The 21338-nt window shown below is 42.4% G+C and carries 20 protein-coding genes; 13 read left to right on the forward strand and 7 right to left on the reverse strand.

Annotation, left to right across the window (positions count from 1 at the left end; translation table 11 throughout):
- Nucleotides 1–716 precede the first annotated feature (716 nt).
- Both G8D99_RS08435 and G8D99_RS08440 read right to left on the reverse strand, forming a co-directional pair.
- A complete protein-coding gene (locus tag G8D99_RS08435) occupies nucleotides 717–1202 on the reverse strand; it encodes a MarR family winged helix-turn-helix transcriptional regulator (RefSeq protein ID WP_166324434.1) in 486 nt (161 codons plus the stop codon).
- 252 nt (nucleotides 1203–1454) lie between these two features.
- A complete protein-coding gene (locus G8D99_RS08440) occupies nucleotides 1455–2369 on the reverse strand; it encodes a LysR family transcriptional regulator (protein WP_166324437.1) in 915 nt (304 codons plus the stop codon).
- Between the two features lie 131 nt (nucleotides 2370–2500).
- On the opposite strand from G8D99_RS08440, the gene G8D99_RS08445 reads away from it, so the two are divergent.
- The 11 genes from G8D99_RS08445 (at nucleotide 2501) to pcaD (ending at nucleotide 12668) form a co-directional block, all read left to right on the forward strand.
- Nucleotides 2501–3610: a muconate/chloromuconate family cycloisomerase gene (locus G8D99_RS08445; RefSeq protein WP_166324440.1), complete on the forward strand. Its 1110-nt coding sequence runs from the start codon at nucleotides 2501–2503 to the stop codon at nucleotides 3608–3610.
- 36 nt (nucleotides 3611–3646) lie between these two features.
- Nucleotides 3647–3937 carry a muconolactone Delta-isomerase gene (catC, locus tag G8D99_RS08450; RefSeq protein WP_166324443.1) on the forward strand — a complete coding sequence of 97 codons (291 nt, stop codon included), beginning with the start codon at nucleotides 3647–3649 and terminating at the stop codon, nucleotides 3935–3937.
- Nucleotides 3938–4097: 160 nt separating this feature from the next.
- A complete protein-coding gene (gene catA / locus G8D99_RS08455) occupies nucleotides 4098–5018 on the forward strand; it encodes a catechol 1,2-dioxygenase (RefSeq protein WP_166324446.1) in 921 nt (306 codons plus the stop codon).
- 95 nt (nucleotides 5019–5113) lie between these two features.
- A complete protein-coding gene (benA, locus tag G8D99_RS08460) occupies nucleotides 5114–6508 on the forward strand; it encodes a benzoate 1,2-dioxygenase large subunit (RefSeq protein ID WP_166324449.1) in 1395 nt (464 codons plus the stop codon).
- Nucleotides 6505–7014 carry a benzoate 1,2-dioxygenase small subunit gene (gene benB, locus G8D99_RS08465; RefSeq protein ID WP_166324452.1) on the forward strand — a complete coding sequence of 170 codons (510 nt, stop codon included), beginning with the start codon at nucleotides 6505–6507 and terminating at the stop codon, nucleotides 7012–7014. The genes benA and benB overlap by 4 nt, the downstream gene beginning before the upstream one ends.
- A gap of 98 nt (nucleotides 7015–7112) precedes the next feature.
- A complete protein-coding gene (gene benC / locus G8D99_RS08470) occupies nucleotides 7113–8129 on the forward strand; it encodes a benzoate 1,2-dioxygenase electron transfer component BenC (RefSeq protein WP_166324455.1) in 1017 nt (338 codons plus the stop codon).
- A 40-nt stretch (nucleotides 8130–8169) separates the two neighbouring features.
- On the forward strand, nucleotides 8170–8955 hold the full coding sequence (benD, locus tag G8D99_RS08475; RefSeq protein WP_166324458.1) for a benzoate diol dehydrogenase BenD: 786 nt from the start codon (nucleotides 8170–8172) through the stop codon (nucleotides 8953–8955).
- Between the two features lie 195 nt (nucleotides 8956–9150).
- The gene (gene benE / locus G8D99_RS08480; RefSeq protein ID WP_166324461.1) at nucleotides 9151–10449 is read left to right on the forward strand and encodes a benzoate/H(+) symporter BenE; all 1299 of its coding nucleotides are present in this window, start codon (nucleotides 9151–9153) and stop codon (nucleotides 10447–10449) included.
- Nucleotides 10450–10486: 37 nt separating this feature from the next.
- Entirely contained in the window at nucleotides 10487–11158 is a 672-nt protein-coding gene (locus tag G8D99_RS08485; protein ID WP_166324464.1) for a 3-oxoacid CoA-transferase subunit A, read from the forward strand.
- A gap of 21 nt (nucleotides 11159–11179) precedes the next feature.
- Nucleotides 11180–11827, forward strand: a complete 648-nt coding sequence (locus G8D99_RS08490; protein ID WP_166324467.1) for a 3-oxoacid CoA-transferase subunit B — start codon at nucleotides 11180–11182, stop codon at nucleotides 11825–11827.
- 61 nt (nucleotides 11828–11888) lie between these two features.
- Entirely contained in the window at nucleotides 11889–12668 is a 780-nt protein-coding gene (gene pcaD, locus G8D99_RS08495) for a 3-oxoadipate enol-lactonase (RefSeq protein ID WP_166324470.1), read from the forward strand.
- A 67-nt stretch (nucleotides 12669–12735) separates the two neighbouring features.
- Here the strand turns inward: pcaD and G8D99_RS08500 are convergent, their stop codons facing one another.
- From G8D99_RS08500 to G8D99_RS08520, 5 genes are all read right to left on the reverse strand, one after another.
- Nucleotides 12736–13581: an IclR family transcriptional regulator gene (locus tag G8D99_RS08500; protein WP_166324473.1), complete on the reverse strand. Its 846-nt coding sequence runs from the start codon at nucleotides 13579–13581 to the stop codon at nucleotides 12736–12738.
- Between the two features lie 173 nt (nucleotides 13582–13754).
- Nucleotides 13755–14972, reverse strand: a complete 1218-nt coding sequence (locus G8D99_RS08505; RefSeq protein ID WP_166324476.1) for a CaiB/BaiF CoA transferase family protein — start codon at nucleotides 14970–14972, stop codon at nucleotides 13755–13757.
- 12 nt (nucleotides 14973–14984) lie between these two features.
- Nucleotides 14985–16187 carry a 3-oxoadipyl-CoA thiolase gene (locus G8D99_RS08510; protein WP_166324479.1) on the reverse strand — a complete coding sequence of 401 codons (1203 nt, stop codon included), beginning with the start codon at nucleotides 16185–16187 and terminating at the stop codon, nucleotides 14985–14987.
- Between the two features lie 12 nt (nucleotides 16188–16199).
- A complete protein-coding gene (locus G8D99_RS08515; protein WP_166324482.1) occupies nucleotides 16200–17717 on the reverse strand; it encodes a 3-hydroxyacyl-CoA dehydrogenase in 1518 nt (505 codons plus the stop codon).
- Between the two features lie 3 nt (nucleotides 17718–17720).
- On the reverse strand, nucleotides 17721–18500 hold the full coding sequence (locus tag G8D99_RS08520) for an enoyl-CoA hydratase (RefSeq protein WP_166324485.1): 780 nt from the start codon (nucleotides 18498–18500) through the stop codon (nucleotides 17721–17723).
- A 300-nt stretch (nucleotides 18501–18800) separates the two neighbouring features.
- Here G8D99_RS08520 and G8D99_RS08525 point away from each other — a divergent pair, with 300 nt between their 5' ends.
- A complete protein-coding gene (locus tag G8D99_RS08525) occupies nucleotides 18801–19955 on the forward strand; it encodes an acyl-CoA dehydrogenase family protein (protein WP_166324488.1) in 1155 nt (384 codons plus the stop codon).
- 62 nt (nucleotides 19956–20017) lie between these two features.
- Nucleotides 20018–21259 carry an MFS transporter gene (locus G8D99_RS08530; RefSeq protein ID WP_166324491.1) on the forward strand — a complete coding sequence of 414 codons (1242 nt, stop codon included), beginning with the start codon at nucleotides 20018–20020 and terminating at the stop codon, nucleotides 21257–21259.
- Nucleotides 21260–21338: the final 79 nt, after the last annotated feature.

Raw genomic sequence — 21338 nt, forward strand, 5'->3', positions numbered from 1 at the left:
ATAAGTTAATAAAATATAAATCACGTAAACAATTTAATAATTTTTAATAGTGAGTCAATTCCGACCACGATTAATGAAATATCACGGCTTTGATCTTTATTTTTGTATAAACATAGAGGAGATTAAAACAGATCCACTGATCATCTAATCAAGATAAAAAGATGAACAATAGATCTGTTGCAAAAGTCGAAAAATGTTCAACATTAAACAATAAAACGAAGATTGAAGGGTTCCTTTTCACTTTGCAAGAAGGTCAGAATGAGTAAATTTTTCATATAAATCCTCTCCCTTGCGTACTCAGAATATATTCTAAGGATACTCATCTGCTTTAAAGGGAGAGGGAACTTCCATTATGAATTAAATCGTGGTTAAAATTTGACTTATGCAAGAAGTCTAATATATTGAAAGTTGGTCAAAAAGTCGCTACTGGGATGATCTAATGATGGGTCAATGTTTAAGTTGCATGGATGAGAATGCACAACAAAGTAATCGATTAGAATCTGGAAATAAACGAAAAATTAAAGATTAGATTTCAGCGATAGAGGTACTTCAAAGATCATTTCAATATTTTGGGATTAACAGGATAAAACGCTTCATCGCTTGGCACGTTTAGACTTAAATCTTGAGTTACTCGATCCAACATATGAATTTTGGGATAGCCCTTCTTTCAGCAAAATTCAAATCCGGTTTAAAACGTAAGTCAGCTTATTTTTAATTTAAACAGCATCTTGATCAATATGAACCTGCGCCATACTTTCATTTAACTTATTGATTAAATGTACGAAGGTCACCATATCATCAAAGGAAAATCCTTCAAAGGTTTGCTGATAGAACTGAGAAATCTTGGTTTGTAGCTTAACCCAAGCTTGTTGTCCTTTTTCAGTCAATGCCACATTTTTGACTCGACGATCTTGGGTATCACTGACGCGCACCACCTCCCCATCACGTTCTAATCGTTTTAGTACACCATCTAAGCTTTGACGACTCACCCCGAGATAACTGGTGAGCTGTGAAAAAGTCATGCCTGATTGAACCGATGGACGTGATAATGCGCCTAACACTGACCAATGAATAGAAGAAATACCAATCTCTTTTTGGCATTGGCGGTCTAGCGTATTACTTGCCTGAAACAAACGGAAAAACAGTCGATTATGAATCGGAGCAACTGTATTAAGATAAACCGATGGGTCAACTTGACTCATTTTTAATCCTGTATCCGTAATAGTGTAAGGCACTGTCTAATCTCTAAAGGAAATTATTGAATGATTTAGAGGTATGAAGCATTTATTTTTAATGGATTGATCATCCAATTTAGCTGTTTAATTCTACACAACTTCATCTCTTAAGTATTGACTTTTCAGCCATAATTTTAATAATGATCGCCATTTTTATTTTGTAATTCAATGCATTTCTTTGTCTCTTTTGCACTTTTGTGAGCTTAAAGCCGTCTTATCTTAGAAAACTGCGCGATCATAACGAATCGCTTCTAAGTCATAAACTTGATAAATACAGTCAAACAGTGAACGAATATGTTCCCCTTCATCCATGCTCCGATGTGCCAAAAAGATTGGACTGACCGCTGCATCATCTAATAGTGGAATATAATTTAAATGCGATAAGTTAATGGTTCTGGCACTCGCAGGTACAACACAAACCCCTTCTCCTGCAGCGACTAAACCAAGTGCCAATTGAATCTCTCGAATTTCATTAATGTTTTTTGGGTCTAACCCATATTCAGAAAATAAAGCGCGCACTTGGGTAGAAAAATTCGGTTTATTATAATTGGGGTATAAAAATAAATGTTCATCGACAATATCTGACAGATATACGCCTTGTTTTTGTTGCGCAAAACGATGCCCACTATGAACCGCCACCATTAAGGGTTCTTCGCGCAATAGCACTCGACGTACTGCTGGATCTGAAATTCGCAAACGTCCAAACCCCACATCAATACGCCCTTCTTTTAAAGCATCAATTTGATCTTTGGTGTTCATTTCCACCAATTCAATTTTTAAATTGGGGTGTTGCTGCCGAAACAAATACACGATATTCGGCAGTAATCCATACAGCAAAGAGCCGACAAAACCCATGGTCATGGTTTGTTGCACCAAGCCCACGCGTTGAGTCATGGTTTTAATTTCTTCAGCATTAGACAAAAGTTTAAGCGCATGCTGGTAAAAGAACTGACCTGCTTCAGTGGTCAACAGCGGTCGACTGCCCCGCTCAAACAGTTGCACCCCCAATTCAGCTTCTAAATTCTGGATCTGACGACTTAAGGGAGGTTGTGCAATAAACAGTCTTTCTGCAGCTTTGGTAAAGCTTTGTTCTTCAACCACTGCCACAAAATAGCGTAAATGTCTGAGTTCCATGTCTTATTCTCCATGTTTTATTTCATACCTTTAAAGCATATTAAAATGCTAATTTGGTCTTAGACAGTCTATTTTTATTCTTTTAAGGTATATCACAAGAGATACATAAAGCAAGGTTGCTGAGAATTCCAATGTATAAATCGATTGAAACACTCATTGTTGATATTCCCACGATTCGTCCACACAAGATGGCCGTGGCAACAATGCAAACCCAAGCGCTGGTGCTAATCAAAGTCACAACGGATGATGGCTTGATCGGCTGGGGTGAAGCGACCACCATTGGTGGCTTAGGCTATGCTGAGGAAAGCCCTGAAAGTGTACGCACCAATATTGAACATTATTTTGCACCTCTGTTGAAGTCGTTGAAAAACTTGAATGTGGCGCAAACCATGCAGATTTTAAAACGCAATATCAATGGGAATCGTTTTGCCAAATGTGCCATTCAAACGGCGTTACTGGATATTCAAGCACAACGCTTAAATGTGCCCTTAAGTGAACTTTTAGGCGGTCGTTTACGTGACAGCGTGCCTGTGCTTTGGGTGTTGGCTTCAGGAAATACTGAAAAAGATATCGCTGAAGCGAACAAAATGATTGCGGCGAAACGCCACAATACCTTTAAGCTCAAAATTGGCTCACGCGCTGTCGAAGCCGATGTTGAACATGTCTTGGCCATCAAAAAAGCGCTGGGTAAGGATGTCTCAATTCGTGTTGATGTCAATCGTGCATGGTCCGAACTTCAAGCCATTAAAGGCATTCAATTGTTACAAGATGGTGGTGTCGATTTGATCGAGCAACCGTGTGCGATTGATAATTTGGATGCGATGCAACGCCTCACCCGACGTTTCGACATTGCGATTATGGCGGATGAGTCTTTAATGGGACCACAGAGTGCATATGAGATTGCACGACATAACGGCGCTTCAGTTTTTGCTGTGAAAGTGGCGCAATCAGGTGGCTTAATCGAAGGATGTGAGGTTGCAAAAATCGCACAACTTGCTGGTATTGATCTTTATGGCGGCACCATGCTCGAAGGACCTGTAGGAACAGTTGCATCTGCACATGCATTTTCGACCTTCGAAAATTTGGCCTATGGCACTGAATTATTTGGTCCCCTATTACTGACTGAACAAATTTTACAAACACCACTGCAATATGAAAATTTTGAATTGAAATTACCTAATACACCGGGTTTAGGGATCGAACTCGATTTGGACAAAATTGATCATTTACGCCGTCGTTAACACAGCGTCATTGAATTAGATTTAAGGAGTTAAAGAATGTTGTTTCAAGTACGTATGGATGTGAATATTCCTCGAGATTTACCTGTTGATCAGGTCGATCAAATCAAGGCAACAGAAAAATCCTATTCACAGGATTTACAACAACAAGGTAAATGGCGTCACATTTGGCGCATTACAGGACAGTATTCCAACATCAGTATTTTTGATGTGGAAAGCAATGAAGAGTTGCACAACATTCTGCAAGGTTTACCGCTTTATCCCTATATGACTATCGAGGTGGTGGCACTCAATCGACATCCTTCATCGATTCGTGACGATGATCGATAAAATGCTTAGAACATGTCGAAAAAATGGATGATAAGCAAAGGATTCGAACTCAAATGAATTGAGAAATGGATCAATAAAACAGGGATTGTGGCCAGCTGTAGGTTCAATGAACGAACATTGCCCGCCACACAAAAATAAAGACATACTTAAGGAGATTAGTATGAACCGTCAACAAATTGATGCATTGGTTAAAAAAATTAACGTTGACTCAGCGTCAGGTCCTGTCGATGCCCGTGTACAACAAGTGGTTGTACGTTTATTGAGTGATTTATTTCAGGCCATCGAAGATTTAGATTTAAGTCAATCTGAGGTGTGGAAAGGTTTAGAGTATTTCACTGATGCTGGTCAAGCCAATGAACTTGGTCTATTGGCTGCAGGCTTGGGCTTAGAACATTTCCTTGACTTGCGTGCAGATGAAGCCGATGCCAAAGCAGGCATCAGTGGGGGTACACCACGTACCATTGAAGGTCCACTCTATGTTGCAGGCGCACCTGAATCTGTGGGTTTTGCCCGTATGGATGATGGTTCAGAATCCGATCATGTCGATACCCTGATCATTGAAGGTAAAGTCACTGATACGGAAGGCAATCTTATTCCCAATGCCAAAGTTGAAGTGTGGCATGCCAACAGTTTAGGCAATTACTCTTTCTTTGATAAATCCCAGTCTGACTTCAATCTACGACGTACCATTTTCACAGATGCAGACGGTAAATACACGGCTCTTACCACAATGCCAGTGGGTTATGGTTGCCCTCCTGAAGGCACCACACAATTTGTATTAGACAAACTCGGTCGTCATGGCAACCGTCCATCACACGTCCACTACTTTGTCTCTGCACCGGGTTATCGCAAACTTACCACGCAATTCAACATTGAAGGTGATCAATATCTATGGGATGACTTTGCTTTCGCAACACGTGATGGCTTGGTTGCAACAGCGCATGACATTACCGATGAAGCTGAAATTCAACGTCGTGGTTTAGAGAAAGCCTTTAAACACATTCAGTTCGATATTGAATTGGTTAAAGAGGCTCAAGCAGCACCAACGACTGAAGTTGAACGCCGTCGCGCAAGCGCTTAAGACCTATAAAACAAACATACAATGGAACCGAAATATTTGATCAATCTTTCAATATTTCGGTGACTTCCACACATTTGGAAAGTCGGAGAACGGATATGCCACGTATTCCCGTGATTAATACGAGCCACCTCGATCGTATAGATGAATTACTCGTTGATAATTTTGAAACAGGTGAATTTAAGCTTCATCGTTCGGTATTCACAGATCAAGCCCTCTTTGATTTAGAAATGAAATACATCTTTGAAGGCAACTGGGTCTATTTGGCACATGAAAGCCAAATTCCAAACAATAATGATTTTTATACCACCTATATGGGCCGTCAGCCGATCATCATTGCACGTAACCGCAACGGTGAACTGAATGCCATGATCAATGCCTGCTCACACCGTGGCGCACAACTGTGTCGTCATAAAAAAGGGAACAAAGCCACATATACCTGCCCTTTCCACGGTTGGACATTTAACAATTCAGGCAAACTACTTAAAGTCAAAGATCCTGCGGATGCAGGCTACTCAGACTGCTTTAACCAAGACGGTTCACACGACTTAAAAAAAGTCGCGCGATTTGAAAGCTACAAAGGTTTCTTATTTGGTAGTTTGAATCCAGATGTACCGAGCCTTGAAGAATTCTTAGGTGAAACCACCAAAATTATCGACATGATCGTAGGTCAGTCTGATCAAGGCTTAGAAGTACTGCGTGGTTCTTCAAGCTATACCTATGAAGGCAACTGGAAACTGACCGCTGAAAATGGTGCCGATGGTTATCATGTGTCAGCTGTACATTGGAACTACGCTGCCACCACGCAACAACGTAAAGAAAAACAAGCAGCAGATAATATTCGTGCCATGAGCGCAGGCGCTTGGGGCAAACAAGGCGGTGGTTCATATGGCTTTGAAAATGGTCATATGTTGCTATGGACCCAGTGGGCCAACCCCGAAGACCGTCCAAACTTCCCTAAAGCGGATGAATATACTGAAAAGTTTGGCGCTGCGATGTCGAAATGGATGATCGAACGCTCACGTAATTTGTGTCTCTATCCGAATGTGTATTTTATGGATCAATTCGGTTCACAAATTCGAGTGTTACGCCCAATCTCAGTCAATAAAACTGAAGTCACGATTTACTGTATCGCGCCTGTGGGCGAAGACAAAGAAGCACGTACCCGCCGTATTCGTCAGTATGAAGATTTCTTTAACGCTTCAGGTATGGCAACGCCGGATGACTTAGAAGAATTCCGTGCCTGCCAATCCGGTTATGCCGGCATTGAACTTGAATGGAATGATATGTGCCGTGGTGCAAAACATTGGATTCAAGGCCCTGATGACGCTGCCAATGAAATCAACCTGAAACCGATTTTGTCCTGTGTAAAAACGGAAGATGAAGGGCTATATTTGGCACAGCATCAGTACTGGTTGAAGCAAATGAAGAAAGCCATTCAAGCTGAAAAAGAATTGGTCAATCAGCAATATGCAGAAGGAGAAGTCGCATGAATGCCGCTACTCAAATTAATAGCATCTCCATCGACAAAGTTGCTCAATTTCTGTATCAAGAAGCACGCTTTTTAGATGATGAACAATGGGATGACTGGCTTCAATGCTATGCCCCAAGTGCAGAGTTTTGGATGCCTGCTTGGGATGATGACGATCGACTGACTCAAGACCCTGAATCTGAGATTTCATTGATCTATTATCCAGACCGTCAAGGTTTAGAAGACCGTGTATTCCGTATCAAGACAGAGCGCTCCTCTGCCACGATGCCCGATACCCGAACCAGTCATAACATCAGTAATGTTGAAATCATTGAACAAAATGGTGATCAGATTACCGTTCGTTTTAACTGGCACACCTTAAGTTTTCGCTATAAAACCACCTATAGCTACTTCGGTACGTCGAAATACGTGATTGATTGTTCAGGTGAACAATTCAAAATTTTAAATAAATATGTGGTGCTTAAAAATGATTATATCAATCAAGTCATTGATATATACCACCTCTAATCAAGCATAAATAAAAAAAGACTGTAAAACTTCAGCCAAATGGAATACCCATGATTGGGTTTGGCTGAAGTCAATCAATACGTTAAAGGATGCTCGCTATGTCTAATTTAAATGTTGCCCTTCAGTTTGAAGACGGTGTTACACGCTTTATCAGTGTTGCTGAAGGTGAAACCTTGTCAGACGCTGCATACCGTCAAAAAATTAATATTCCCTTGGATTGCCGTGATGGTGCGTGCGGAACCTGTCGTGCATTTTGTGAATCCGGCAGCTTCGATATGCCTGAAGAAAATTATATTGAAGATGCATTAACACCTGAAGAAGCTGAACAAGGTTATATCTTGGCCTGTCAATGTCGTCCAACCGCAGATGCCGTCTTCCAGATTCAAGCATCCTCCGAAGTGTGCAAAACACAAATTCATCAGTTTCAAGGCACCCTGACGCGTGTAGAGAATTTATCTGACTCAACCATCACTTTTGATATTCAACTTGATGATGACCAACCTGAAATTCATTTTCTCGCAGGTCAGTATGTCAATGTCGGAATTCCGGGGACAACTGAAACACGTTCATATTCATTTAGTTCAAAGCCGGGTAATCGTTTGACGGGTTTTGTAGTACGTAATGTGCCTAATGGCAAAATGAGTGATTATTTAAGTGCTCAAGCCAAAGTGGGTGACAAAATGACCTTTGCAGGTCCATTTGGAAGTTTCTACCTCCGTCCTGTCACACGCCCTATATTGATGCTGGCAGGTGGAACAGGCATCGCGCCATTTATGTCCATGTTACACGTCCTTGAAGAAAAAGGTTCAGAACACCCTGTGCGTTTGGTTTTTGGTGTGACCAATGACTTTGATCTTGTTGCGATCGAAAAACTCAATGAATTGCAGAACAAGTTGGACTGGTTTGAATATCGAACTGTGGTTGCCCATGAAGACTCTGCTCATGAACGTAAAGGCTATGTCACAGGGCATGTTGACAACAACTGGTTGAATTCAGGTGATGTCGACATTTATCTCTGTGGCCCTGTTCCTATGGTGGAAGCCGTGCGTGGGTGGTTAGATACTGAAGGCATTCAACCTGCAAGCTTCTTATTTGAAAAGTTCTCTGCCAATTAAGGATTGAAAACATACTTATTTACTTCAGGGAATGCTCTTCATGAATGAATGTCAAAGATTTAAAGATAAAGTCGTGATTGTAACGGGTGCTGCGCAAGGCATTGGACGTGGCGTTGCGATCCAGCTTGCTGCTGAAGGTGCACTTTTAGTCATGGCGGATATCTCTCCCTTGCTTGAAGATGTGCATCAAGAAATTCAAGTGACTCAAGGTCAAGCGACACCGATTATTGCAGATATGGAAAGTTATGCAGGTGCTGAAGCTGTGGTCGCAAAAGCGCTGGAATTATATGGCCGTGTTGATATTTTAATTAATAATGTCGGCGGAGCTATTTGGATGAAACCCTTTGTTGAATTCAGTGAACAAGAAATCATCAAAGAAGTGAGTCGTTCTTTATTTCCAACCCTGTGGGGATGCCGTGCGGTTCTGCCATACATGATCGAACAACAGCACGGCGTCATCGTCAATGTCTCTTCCATTGCGACGTGTGGCATTCATCGTATTCCCTATTCTGCATCCAAAGGTGGGGTCAACAGCATGACTAAATCTTTGGCCTTTGCCCATGCCAAAGATGGGATTCGAGTCAATGCGGTCGCTACAGGTGGAACCGATGCACCACCTCGTAAAATTCCACGCAATAGCACACCTTTAACGCAACAGGAAAAAGATTGGATGCAAGACGTGGTGGATCAAACCATTGATCGTAGTTTTATGCATCGTTATGGCAGTATCCAAGAGCAAGTCAATGCCATTTTGTTTTTAGCCTCGGACGAAGCTTCTTACGTGACGGGCACAGTTCTGCCTGTCGGTGGTGGTGATCAAGGTTAAATGAAAGGCCAAGACACTTTGACCCATGGATCAGATCAAGACGACAAAGTATTCGGTATTTGATCCATGAAAAGATAAATTGAATATGCATGACATATTCACAGCAATGTTAATGTACTGCATCGAACATAACGAAAAATAAAATGGAATGATCAAAATCGATAGGATGGTTGAGTTGCATGGAGGCAAACCAAGATGACAACAGTATTGAAGACACTTAAAGAAGATTGGTCAATTTCGGCAACGGTGGCTGGATTTTTAGCTGTACTGATCTCGTATTCAGGACCGTTGATCATTTTTTTCCAAGCCGCACAAAAGGCCCAAGTGTCGAATGCCATGATGGTGTCATGGATCTGGGCCATCTCGATTGGTGCTGCCATCGCGGGCATTTTCCTTTCGATCAAATTCAAAGTCCCAATCATTACTGCATGGTCGGCACCTGGCACTGCACTATTAGTGACCTTGTTTCCCAATATTAGCTTGAATGAAGCGATTGGCGCCTATATTGCTTCAGCCATTGTAATTTTCATCGTGGGGATTACGGGATATTTTGACAAATTACTCAAATGGATTCCTCAAGATGTTGCCGCAGGGATGATGGCAGGCATTTTATTTCAATTTGGTTTGGGTCTTTTTACTGCAACAGATTCGATGCCCATTATCGTTTTTAGCATGCTGATGGTATTTCTCATTGCAAAACGTATTAATCCCAGATATGCCATGATTTGGGTCTTGGTTGCAGGTACAGCACTCAGTTTAATCATGGGTAAAATGAACCCTGTCGATGTCCATTTTAGCCTCGCGATTCCGCAGTTTATTTCACCTGAATGGACATGGAATGCCACCTTAAACCTCACAATTCCTTTAATTCTCGTCAGTCTAACGGGACAATTTTTACCCGGCATGGCGATTATGCGCTTAAGCGGTTATGACACACCTGCCAGACCGATCATTACTGCCACCAGTTTAGCTTCACTCGCTGTGGCCTGTATTGGAGGGATTACGATTGTTTTGGCCTCTATTACTGCGGCTTTATGTATGGGGAAAGATGCCCATGAATTCAAAGAAAAACGCTATATCGCTGGGATTGCCAATGGCATTTTTTATATTTTAGGCGGGCTATTTGCAGGCAGTATCGTGATGCTGTTTAGCTTACTGCCGAAAGAGTTGGTGGCTGCCTTAGCCGGTCTTGCATTATTAGGCGCCATTGGCACCAACATTACTGCAGCGATGAAAAATGATGAACACCGAGATGCGGCGTTGATTACTTTCTTGGCCACAGCATCAGGTATGAGTTTTTTAGGATTAAGTTCGGTATTTTGGGGCATCTGTATTGGCGTGATTGCACATTTGATTTTGAGCAAGAAGCCCGATCAAGTGATACCGCAACCTCAAACTGAGTCTGCATCTATAACTGCAGCAACAACAAAAACATCATCCACAACACCGAATTCAGCTTCATCATCCAGAATTGCAAAAGCAAAAAACTCATAACCCACATTGAACAACGAATTACATCAGGTCAGATATTATGATTGATAAAACTACCGCTTCATTACAACAAGCCCTCACACAGATCAAAGACGGCGCCACCATTATGATTGGTGGTTTTGGCACCGCAGGTCAACCCGCAGAACTCATTGATGGTTTAATTGAGTTCGGTGTCAAGGATTTGGTAATTGTAAACAATAATGCCGGCAATGGTGATTATGGTCTCGCTAAACTGCTCAAATCAGGGGCGGTGCGAAAAATTATTTGTTCTTTTCCGCGTCAGTCAGACTGTTATGTGTTTGATGAGCTTTACCGTGCAGGAAAAATTGAATTGGAACTTGTCCCTCAGGGTAACCTAGCTTGTCGTATTCAAGCTGCAGGCATGGGGCTTGGCCCGATCTATACACCTACAGGTTTTGGGACACTTCTGGCTGAAGGTAAACCAACCTTAAATTACGACGGCAAAGACTATGTCCTTGAAAACCCTATCAAAGCAGATTTCGCACTGATCAAAGCGCATCAAGGCGACCGTTGGGGAAATTTGGTCTATCGAAAATCTGCACGTAACTTTGGTCCGATTATGGCGATGGCGGCAGATGTGACCATTGCCCAAGTATCCAAAGTGGTTGAACTCGGTGCTTTAGATCCAGAGCACATCATTACACCCGGCATTTTTGTACAACATGTTGTGCAAGTCCAACCTGCACAGTAATCACGGATAAGGAGAAGAGAAATGAGCTATACCAAACTAACCCGTGACCAAATTGCAGAACGTGTTGCACAAGATATTCCTGATGGTGCTTATGTCAATCTTGGCATTGGTTTACCCACCAAAATTTCAAGCTATTTGCCAGCAGATAAAGATGTATTTTTACATTCTGAAAATGGCTTGCTTGCCTTTGGTCCACCACCGGCGGAAGAAGACCGTGATCCTGAACTGATTAATGCAGGTAAAGAATTTGTCACGTTATTAGCAGGCGGTGCGTATTTCCATCACGGTGATTCATTTGCCATGATGCGTGGTGGTCATTTAGATATCGCTGTCTTAGGTGCATTCCAAGTGGCACAAAATGGTGACCTTGCCAACTGGCATACTGGCACGCCGGATGCGATTCCAGCCGTAGGAGGTGCAATGGATTTAGCCGTTGGAGCAAAAAAAGTCTATGTGACCATGGATCATGTGACTAAAAATGGTAAAGCTAAAATTGTGGAGGATTTAAGTTACCCTGCAACAGGTTTGAAATGTGTCGATCGAATCTATACCGATCTTTGTGTGATTGATGTGACAAAAGATGGAATGAAAGTGATTGAGAAAGTACAAGGTTTAAGTTTTGAGGAACTCCAAGCCAAAACAGGTGCCAAATTGATTGATGCGACCTAATTACTTGTCTTAATTCTATCTACTCACCGATATTCACTGATTGATCAATAAGGACAGTATCATGCCAACTATTACTTCAAACCAAGCTCAAATTCATTACCACACCTTTGGAGATCCTACTCGTCCTGCCATTATTTTTTCCAATTCTCTGGGTACGCAGTACAGTATGTGGCAGCCACAAATTGACTTTTTTCAAGATCATTATTATGTGGTGTGTTATGACACCCGTGGACATGGCAAATCCTCTACACCACAAGGTCCATATACGCTCGCGCAATTGGGTGAAGACATCATTGCCTTACTTGATCACCTGCATGTAGAAAAAGCCAATTTTTGTGGCATTTCAATGGGCGGGCTGACGGGTCAATGGCTTGCAATTCATCATCCAGATCGTTTTAAACATATCATCATTGCCAATACCGCAGCGAAAATTGGACAAGAACAGGCTTGGCTTGATCGTGCACAATTAGTCCGTAAACAAGGTTTGCAACCGATCGCAGACACTGCGGCTGCTCGTTGGTTTACGGCAGGTTTTATTGAAGCACATGCAGAAACAGTTAAACAACTCAGTGAAAATTTAGCCAAAGGAAGTGCTGAAGGTTATGCCAGTTGTTGTGAAGCTTTGGCCAAGGCCGATTTAAGATCAGACTTAAAAAAAATCACTGTGCCTGTGCTGATTATTACAGGTCAGCAAGACCCTATCACCACAGTTGCAGATGGACAAGCCATGCAAAATGTGATTCCCCACAGCCAGTTGTTTCAAATAGAAGCTTCGCATATTTCCAATATTGAGCAAGCTCAAGCCTTTAACCGTGCTGTGTTCGACTTTATCCAAGCATAAAAAAGAGAGTGCTCTGCCACTCTCTTTTATGTTTTTCTCTCGATGAACTGAATCAGCAAAAGTGGGTTTAGCCTACATCACTGCGAATATTGTTCACCATATGCAATAAACGAGGTGCAATCTCCTGCTGTAGCTTGTCTTGATTTAACACAAAACTTGGACCACCACAGTTAAACACCAATAAACCATGTTGATCATGGAAATATGGCACAGCAACAGAATTGACATCTTTATGCCAATCGCCCATTGAAAAACAGCAACCATATTGTGCGTAGTCACGAAAAGCTTGATCTAAAGATGCCTTTATTTGCTCCCAATCTTCAGGATTTTTCTGCTGAATGGCACGCATCAAAAATTCACGTTCATCCACTGGCATAGCCGCAAGACACGCACGCCCCATTGAACTTAAGTGAATCGGTAAATAGGTTCCGACCTGCCGACGCATGGTCACATTGCCTTTGCCTTGTACTACATCCAAATACACCATATTCAGACGATCTCGACTCGCCATTGCCACAGCCGCCTGTGCATAGTCTGCTAAGTTTTGCATATGCGGATGTGCAATCGAACGTAACGATACATTGGCAATCATTGAATATCCAAACGCCAATACCCCAACCGACAATTGATATTTACTTGAATTGGGCACTTGCTTCAAATAGCCCAAACGCGACAAAGTATGTGTGAGTCGAGTAATGGTCGGTTTGGGTAAACCGGTCATTTGCGATAACTCTTGGTTGCCTAATTGTTGATGTTTGGGTGTAAAGCAGCGTAATAACTCTAATCCCCGCGCCAAAGCTGTAATATATTGACGGTCATTTTCTTCAAGCATGTCCTCTATGGGATGCAATAATTCATGCCGAAGCGGAGCCATCATTTCGTCTTGATACTCCAGAGTGGTCGTGTCATTCATCTCTGATTCAGCCTAAATTGTATTTATGTTTCGCATAGCGAAAATTATAGTCTATATTTTCTATGAATAGCAAAGCCGTGTACCCTCCATCACTACGGCGGATGCCAATTGAATAATCTATTGTTTTTCTTATTCAATTTTAAATGGGCAATCTTGAATTGCCCAAGCACATATTAACCAATAATCCCTTGTTGTTTGAGTTGCTGAATTTTTTCTTCATCCACCCATTGTGACAATACTTGGTCGGTATGTTCACCCAGCATTGGTGGCGGGTTTCGATATTCGACCGGTGTACGGGACAACTTCATGGGTGAGCCAATCACGGTCAGCTTTTCTTTCAAAGGATGAGGAATCTCCACCAACATGTCACGCGCTTGTAGCTGTGGTTCTTGAAAAGCTTGCTCTAGATTATTGATCAAACCCACAGGCACTTTTACCGCATGAATCACATCTACCCAATGTTTAGCGGTATTGGTCAGGAAATGCTTGGCTAAAAGATCAGTGATCTCAGCACGATGTTGAATACGTAAAGCATTGGTCATAAAGCGAGGGTCTTGAGCTAAGTGTGCAAGTCCAATTGCCGCACTCAAAGCGACAAATTGTTTGTCATTACCACAAGCAATAATAAAGTCCTGATCAGCTGCACGGAATACTTGATAAGGCACAATATTGGCATGGGCATTGCCATAGCGACCTGGGATTTTACCCGAAGCTAGATAATTCATACCTTGGTTCGCCAGTAAAGCAACCTGTACATCAAGCAATGCCATATCGATATGCTGACCAAGACCTGTGACATGACGGTTCAACAAAGCCGCCTGAATGGCAATGGTCGAATATAAGCCTGTGGTCAAGTCTGCAAAAGCCACGCCGACTTTTTGCGGTCCACCACCTGGTAAATCATCTTTCTCACCCGTGACAGACATTAACCCGCCCATCCCCTGAATAATGAAATCATAACCTGGTTCAGGGGCACGTGGACCGGTTTGACCAAAACCGGTAATTGAGCAATACACCAGTTTAGGATTGATTGCACTCAGGCTATCATAATCCAACCCGTATTTCTTCAATGAACCCGCTTTATAGTTTTCAATCACCACATCTGAATCAGCAGCCAATGCCTTAACCAGTTCCTGACCTTCAGGTGTCGAGATATCAATGGCAACGGACATTTTATTACGATTCGCTGACTGATAGTAAGCCGCTTCACGTGTATTTTCACCTTGGTCATTCTTCATCCAAGGTGGCCCCCACATCCGAGTATCATCGCCCGTTTTTGGACGCTCTACTTTAATGACTTCCGCACCCAAATCTGCTAAAATTTGACCACACCAAGGACCAGCCAGTACACGACTCAAGTCCAATACACGAATTCCAGTTAATGCACCCATGTGTTCTTCCTTTTAAACACGCTCAATAACGAGTGCAAGACCTTGACCTACGCCAATACATAAACTAATCACGGCATATTTTTTACCGCTACGTTGTAATTGTCGTGCAGTACTGAGAACCAAACGGGCACCCGATGCTCCCAATGGATGCCCAATAGCAATGGCACCCCCATTTGGATTCACGCGTGGATCATCAAATGCCACATCTAAACCTTTTAGACATGCCAACACTTGCGAAGCAAATGCTTCATTGATTTCAATGATGTCCATGTCATCCAACGTTAGGTTGGCACGTTTTAAAGCCAATTTAATCGCATCCACCGGCCCTGCGCCCATAATGCGTGGCTCAATACCTGCAGCCCCTGAAGCAATGATTTTCGCCATGGGTTGAATGCCCAGTTTTTCCTGAGCGGCTTCAGAACCAATAATCAATGCTGCTGCACCATCATTGACTCCGGATGCATTGCCCGCAGTGACTACTCCCCCTTCAAACAATGGGCGCAGTTTTTGTAAGGCTTCAAAATTAGAAGATGGTCGTGGATGTTCATCTTGATCAACCAGTTTAGGGGGTAATTTACGACCTTGTGGTACTTCAACACCCACAATCTCGCCTGCGAAAAATCCGGCTTGTTTAGCGGCTTCATATTTGGCTTGGGATGCTGCTGCGAATTGGTCTGCATCTTCACGAGTGACCCCATATTCCACCGCAACGTTATCCCCAGTTTGCGGCATAGTATCGTTACCAAACTGTTTTTCGATTTTTGGATTGGGAAAACGTGCACCAATGGTGGAATCAAAGACTTTAAAATCACGACTAAATGGCGTCTCTGACTTGGCAAACACAAAAGGTGCACGAGACATCGACTCGACACCACCAGCCAAGAATATATCCCCTTCATCGCAGGTCACTGCACGTGCCGCATCAATCACCGCTGCAAGCCCCGAAGCACATAAACGATTGACAGTCTGTGCCGGTGTTTTCACATCCAAACCTGCCAACAAAGTTGCATGACGAGCAATATTACGGCTGTCTTCACCTGCTTGGTTGGTATTCCCTAAAATCACATCACTGAAGATATCGACAGGTAATTGGTGTTTTTCCACCAAAGCTTTAATCACATGGGCAGCCAAATCATCTGGACGAACTTGAGCTAAACTACCTGCATGTCGACCAAATGGGGTACGTAATCCATCATAAATATAAGCATTTAGCATAATTTTTATTCCTTAAACTGCTACAGTATGAAGTAAAGACAGCTTTAAACGAGCACGACGTTGTAACCATGGGCTTGGGCGATAGCGTTGATCCCCCGTATTGGCGAGCATTCTTTCTAAAATCAGTAAAATACGATCTGCACCCAATACATCTCCCCATGAAATTGGACCATATGGATAGCCCAAACCTAATTTTACTGCTTGATCAATATCTGAAGCCGTTGCAATTTGTTGTTGAGCAATATCACATGCCAAATTCACCACCATGGACAAAACACGCTGTGAAATAAAGCCAATACTCTCTGCAATCACCGATACACCGTGACCATTTTTAGCGAACAGCGCATGTGCCTGATCAATATAATTTTTCTCGGTCACGATAGAAGGCATGAGCGTCCGATGTTTAGCAAAGTCTGTGAGTAAGTCGATACTGACTGTACGTGTTGCATCGACTCCAAAACGAAGTGCGGCAGTCGTGGTGTCTTCACCATAGGTTGCCAATACAATTAAGCTATCTTGAGCAGGTGTCTCAGCATGATCTAGCGTGATTCCCTGCTCACGAATATACGCTGCCAATAAGTCTGCATCTTCAGCACGATCGGTTCTTATCCAAACTGTATTAAAGGTCCGTACATCTGGAACTTCTTGAGCAGAAACCTCATTGATCTTTTGACCATCGACATATTTATAAAAGCCTTCACCCACTTTACGTCCGACTTTTTTACCCGCCAACATTTGACGAGTTAAAGCGCTTGGACGGTAACGATCTTCTTGATAATACTGATTAAAAATCGACTCCATGACTGGATGTGACACATCCAATGCGGTGAGATCAAACAGTTCAAAAGGTCCCATACGGAAACCTGCACCTTCACGTAGAATACGGTCGATCTCTGAAACTGAAGTCACACCTTCACCGAGGATTTTCAATGCTTCAGTGCCATAAGCACGGCCGGCATGATTCACAATGAATCCTGGCGTGTCTTTGGTACGAACACCCAAGTGCCCCATACGTTGTGCCAGTTCGAGTAGATCCGCAACCACCTGTTCATCGGTCGCCAAACCTGCAATCACTTCGACAATTTTCATCAACGGCACAGGATTAAAGAAATGGAATCCCGCCATACGTCCTTGATACTCGAGATTGGAAGCAATCGCGGTCACTGAAAGTGATGAGGTATTGGTGGCCAGAATGGTCTCTGGCGAAACAATAGATTCCAGTTGTTTAAATAAACTTTGCTTGATGTCCAGATTTTCAATAATGGCTTCAACCACCAAATCAACGCCAGCTACTTCTTCAATACTGTCCAATATCTTGAAACGTGCCAAAATTTCATTCAGGACTTCTTCGGTAAATTTGCCTTTAGCTTGTAATTTTTCTAAAGTCGCTTTGAGTTTAGCCAACCCCGCTTCTGCTGCACCAGTTTTTGCATCGAACAAACGCACTTCTAAACCTGCCTGAGCTGCAATTTGCGCAATGCCCATACCCATTACACCAGTACCAATGAGCGCCATAGTTTGAATAGTCATGTCTTATTCTCCAATGTACTGTGCAGGACGTTTTTCAAAGAACGCGTTCACGCCTTCTTTTTGATCTTTGGTATCAAATAATATTTGGAATGCTTTACGCTCTAAAGCCAAAGCACCTTGCAAAGATTGATCTTGACCAAGATTGGTCACTTCTTTGATCTGCTGAACCGCAATTGGTGAGAAAGATGCAATGGTTTGAGCAATTTTAATGGCATGTGCAATGGTATTTTCATCTGCCACCACTTCTGAGACCAAACCCATACGCTCAGCCTCAGCAGCTTTTACCAGTTTACCCGTGAGTACCCAAAGCATGGTTTGATATTTACCAATTGCACGTAATAAACGTTGTGTTCCACCCGCACCTGGCATCAAGCCAAGTTTCACTTCAGGCTGACCGAATTGGGCACTTTCACCTGCGATAATAATGTCAGCATGCATTGCCAATTCACAGCCACCACCCAGTGCATAACCATTGACTGCCGCAATAATCGGTTTTGGACAATCAGTTATGCTCTGCCAGTATTGCTCAGTATGGCGTAAATACATTTGGCTTGTGGTCGCCGTAGTAAAGTCTTTAATGTCTGCACCTGCAGCAAATACTTTTTCACCGCCTGTAATCACGATGGCACGCACAGTCGAGTCTTGACTGAGTTGTTGAAACGTTTCAGACAATTTTTGTCGTAATTCTAGATTGAGTGCATTTCGTGCTTCAGGTCGATGTAACTGAACTAATGCGACACCCTCTTGTGAAATATTTAAAGTTAAAATCGAATTGTTTTCCATAACACTTCCATTTCGCAGTGCGGTATTTTTAACTTAATATACAGCATAATGAGCACTTGTAAACGCCTTTAAAACAGATCAAAGAAAAACAAATATTTTTTTATTTTATATTTATTTTTAAAATTCAATAATTTAAATATAAAAAATACACAACACTAAATACCGCTATGCGAAATTTATTTTCAAAATAGTTTGATTCTTTTTATTTTCTTATTTACTATCCGACCAAATTGATTCTTTTGCGACCATTTTGCATATGTTCATGAATGGCGCATTGACAAAAATAAATGGAGTAAACACATGGTTCGTGACCAAGAAACACTAGATCAACTGGTGGATATGATTCGTCAATTTGTTGAAGGTGTACTCATTCCAAACGAAGAAATCGTGGCTGAAACAGATGAAATTCCACAAGACATCATTCAGCAAATGAAAGAGCTTGGTCTCTTTGGATTAACGATTCCTGAACAATATGAGGGTCTTGGTTTAACCATGGAAGAAGAAGTTTATGTAGCCTTCGAATTGGGTCGCACTTCTCCTGCCTTCCGCTCTCTCATAGGAACCAACAATGGTATCGGCGCATCAGGTTTAATTATTGATGGTACGGAAGAACAAAAACATCACTTTCTGCCCAAATTGGCGAGCGGTGAAATCATTGGTTCATTCTGTTTAACTGAACCAGATTCAGGTTCAGATGCAGCATCTTTAAAAACAACGGCAATTAAAGATGGTGATGAGTACATCCTGAATGGTACCAAACGCTTTATTACCAATGCACCACATGCTGGGGTGTTTACAGTGATGGCACGTACCAATACTGAACTCAAAGGTGCAGCGGCGATTTCCGCATTTATTGTCGATAGCCGCTTACCCGGTATTTCTTTGGGTAAACGTGACAAGAAAATGGGACAAAAAGGTGCGCACACCTGTGATGTGATCTTTGATAACTGTCGTATTCCTGCTTCATCACTAATTGGTGGCGTTGAAGGTGTCGGTTTTAAAACCGCGATGAAAGTCTTGGATAAAGGTCGTATCCACATTGCTGCACTCAGTGTGGGCGCCGCAACCCGTATGCTCGATGATTCACTACGTTATGCGGTTGAACGCAAACAATTTGGTCAACCAATCGCCAACTTTCAACTCATTCAAGGCATGTTGGCAGACTCAAAAGCTGAGATTTATGCGGCACAATGTATGGTGCTCGATGCTGCACGTAAACGTGATGCAGGACTCAATGTGAGTACTGAGGCTTCATGTGCAAAAATGTTTGCAACTGAAATGTGTGGTCGTGTGGCTGATCGTGGCGTTCAAATCCATGGAGGAGCGGGTTATATCAGTGAGTATGCGATCGAACGCTTCTACCGTGATGTCCGTTTATTCCGTCTATATGAAGGTACAACACAAATTCAACAAGTGATTATTGCGCGCAATATGATTCGCGACGTTACGCAGTAACTCTTTTGGCTAGGTCAATTCTCCTTGTGACCTAGCCTTTTTTTATTCATAGGTAATGGATTATGGCAATAACAAATACGATGTCCAGAATTGGACCGCACACATGGAAAATTGCATTTATATTTGCATTCCTCGCACTATTGGTGGATGGTGCAGATCTAATGATGCTGTCTTATAGCTTAAATAGTATTAAAGCTGAATTTGGCCTGAGCTCCGTTCAAGCCGGTATGCTGGGTAGCTTTACCCTAGCGGGTATGGCCATTGGGGGGATCTTTGGTGGATGGGCTTGTGACAAGTTCGGACGTGTTCGCATTGTTGTTATTTCTATCCTTTTGTTCTCCATACTCACTTGTGGTTTAGGATTTACCCGTACCTTTGCTGAGTTCGGTATTCTACGTTTTTTTGCATCTTTAGGTTTAGGATCTCTCTATATTGCCTGTAATACCCTAATGGCAGAATATGTACCGACTAAATTTCGTACCACTGTATTAGGAACGCTTCAAGCAGGTTGGACTGTTGGGTATATCGTTGCAACAGTATTGGCAGGTTGGCTGATTCCTGATTACGGTTGGCGCGCCCTGTTTTATGTTGCCGCTATTCCTGTAATTATGGCCATTATGATGCATTATCTCGTCCCAGAACCTGCTGCATGGCAAGAAAACCGTTTTAGAAAAGTGGAAGCGAATGCACCGAAAGCTCAATCGACATGGAAAATGATTTTCCAAGATAAACCTAATCGTAATATGTTTATCCTTTGGGCACTGACCGCAGGCTTCCTTCAATTTGGTTACTATGGTGTAAATAATTGGATGCCATCTTACCTAGAAAGTGAACTCGGTATGAAGTTTAAAGCCATGACGGCTTATATGGTGGGAACATATACGGCCATGATTTTAGGTAAAATCTTAGCCGGGTATATGGCAGACAAATTAGGTCGTCGTTTTACCTATGCATTCGGCGCAATGGGTACCGCGATTTTTCTTCCATTGATTGTGTTTTATAACTCACCTGAAAACATTCTGTATCTCTTGGTGATTTTTGGATTCCTGTACGGTATTCCATATGGCGTAAATGCAACCTACATGACAGAAAGTTTTGCAACCAATGTTCGCGGTACAGCCATTGGTGGTGCATATAACGTCGGACGTCTCGGTGCAGCGATTGCACCTGCAACCATTGGTTTCTTGGCAAGTGGTGGTTCTATTGGTCTTGGTTTCTTAGTTATGGGGGCTGCTTACTTTATCTGTGGTGTCATCCCTACACTCTTTATCAAAGAAAAACTCTACGATCCACAGAAATCCTAATACTCAAACTCAGGTCTATTTATAGACCTGAGTTTATTTGATGTCTACTTAAAACAACAAAATTAACATACTCAATCTA

Origin of the sequence: Acinetobacter lanii, assembly GCF_011578285.1 — a bacterium.
GTDB lineage: Bacteria > Pseudomonadota > Gammaproteobacteria > Pseudomonadales > Moraxellaceae > Acinetobacter > Acinetobacter lanii.

Bases quoted from the DNA above. Each gene is read 5' to 3' on its own strand.
- G8D99_RS08525 (WP_166324488.1), top strand. From the start codon at position 18,801: ATGGTTCGTGACCAAGAAACACTAGATCAACTGGTGGATATGATTCGT.
- G8D99_RS08515 (WP_166324482.1), bottom strand. From the start codon at position 17,717: ATGACTATTCAAACTATGGCGCTCATTGGTACTGGTGTAATGGGTATG.
- G8D99_RS08435 (WP_166324434.1), bottom strand. From the start codon at position 1,202: ATGAGTCAAGTTGACCCATCGGTTTATCTTAATACAGTTGCTCCGATT.
- G8D99_RS08445 (WP_166324440.1), top strand. From the start codon at position 2,501: ATGTATAAATCGATTGAAACACTCATTGTTGATATTCCCACGATTCGT.
- catC (WP_166324443.1), top strand. From the start codon at position 3,647: ATGTTGTTTCAAGTACGTATGGATGTGAATATTCCTCGAGATTTACCT.
- G8D99_RS08490 (WP_166324467.1), top strand. From the start codon at position 11,180: ATGAGCTATACCAAACTAACCCGTGACCAAATTGCAGAACGTGTTGCA.
- benE (WP_166324461.1), top strand. From the start codon at position 9,151: ATGACAACAGTATTGAAGACACTTAAAGAAGATTGGTCAATTTCGGCA.
- catA (WP_166324446.1), top strand. From the start codon at position 4,098: ATGAACCGTCAACAAATTGATGCATTGGTTAAAAAAATTAACGTTGAC.
- G8D99_RS08440 (WP_166324437.1), bottom strand. From the start codon at position 2,369: ATGGAACTCAGACATTTACGCTATTTTGTGGCAGTGGTTGAAGAACAA.
- benC (WP_166324455.1), top strand. From the start codon at position 7,113: ATGTCTAATTTAAATGTTGCCCTTCAGTTTGAAGACGGTGTTACACGC.
- benB (WP_166324452.1), top strand. From the start codon at position 6,505: ATGAATGCCGCTACTCAAATTAATAGCATCTCCATCGACAAAGTTGCT.
- benA (WP_166324449.1), top strand. From the start codon at position 5,114: ATGCCACGTATTCCCGTGATTAATACGAGCCACCTCGATCGTATAGAT.
- pcaD (WP_166324470.1), top strand. From the start codon at position 11,889: ATGCCAACTATTACTTCAAACCAAGCTCAAATTCATTACCACACCTTT.
- G8D99_RS08520 (WP_166324485.1), bottom strand. From the start codon at position 18,500: ATGGAAAACAATTCGATTTTAACTTTAAATATTTCACAAGAGGGTGTC.
- G8D99_RS08505 (WP_166324476.1), bottom strand. From the start codon at position 14,972: ATGGGTGCATTAACTGGAATTCGTGTATTGGACTTGAGTCGTGTACTG.
- benD (WP_166324458.1), top strand. From the start codon at position 8,170: ATGAATGAATGTCAAAGATTTAAAGATAAAGTCGTGATTGTAACGGGT.
- G8D99_RS08510 (WP_166324479.1), bottom strand. From the start codon at position 16,187: ATGCTAAATGCTTATATTTATGATGGATTACGTACCCCATTTGGTCGA.
- G8D99_RS08485 (WP_166324464.1), top strand. From the start codon at position 10,487: ATGATTGATAAAACTACCGCTTCATTACAACAAGCCCTCACACAGATC.
- G8D99_RS08500 (WP_166324473.1), bottom strand. From the start codon at position 13,581: ATGAATGACACGACCACTCTGGAGTATCAAGACGAAATGATGGCTCCG.
- G8D99_RS08530 (WP_166324491.1), top strand. From the start codon at position 20,018: ATGGCAATAACAAATACGATGTCCAGAATTGGACCGCACACATGGAAA.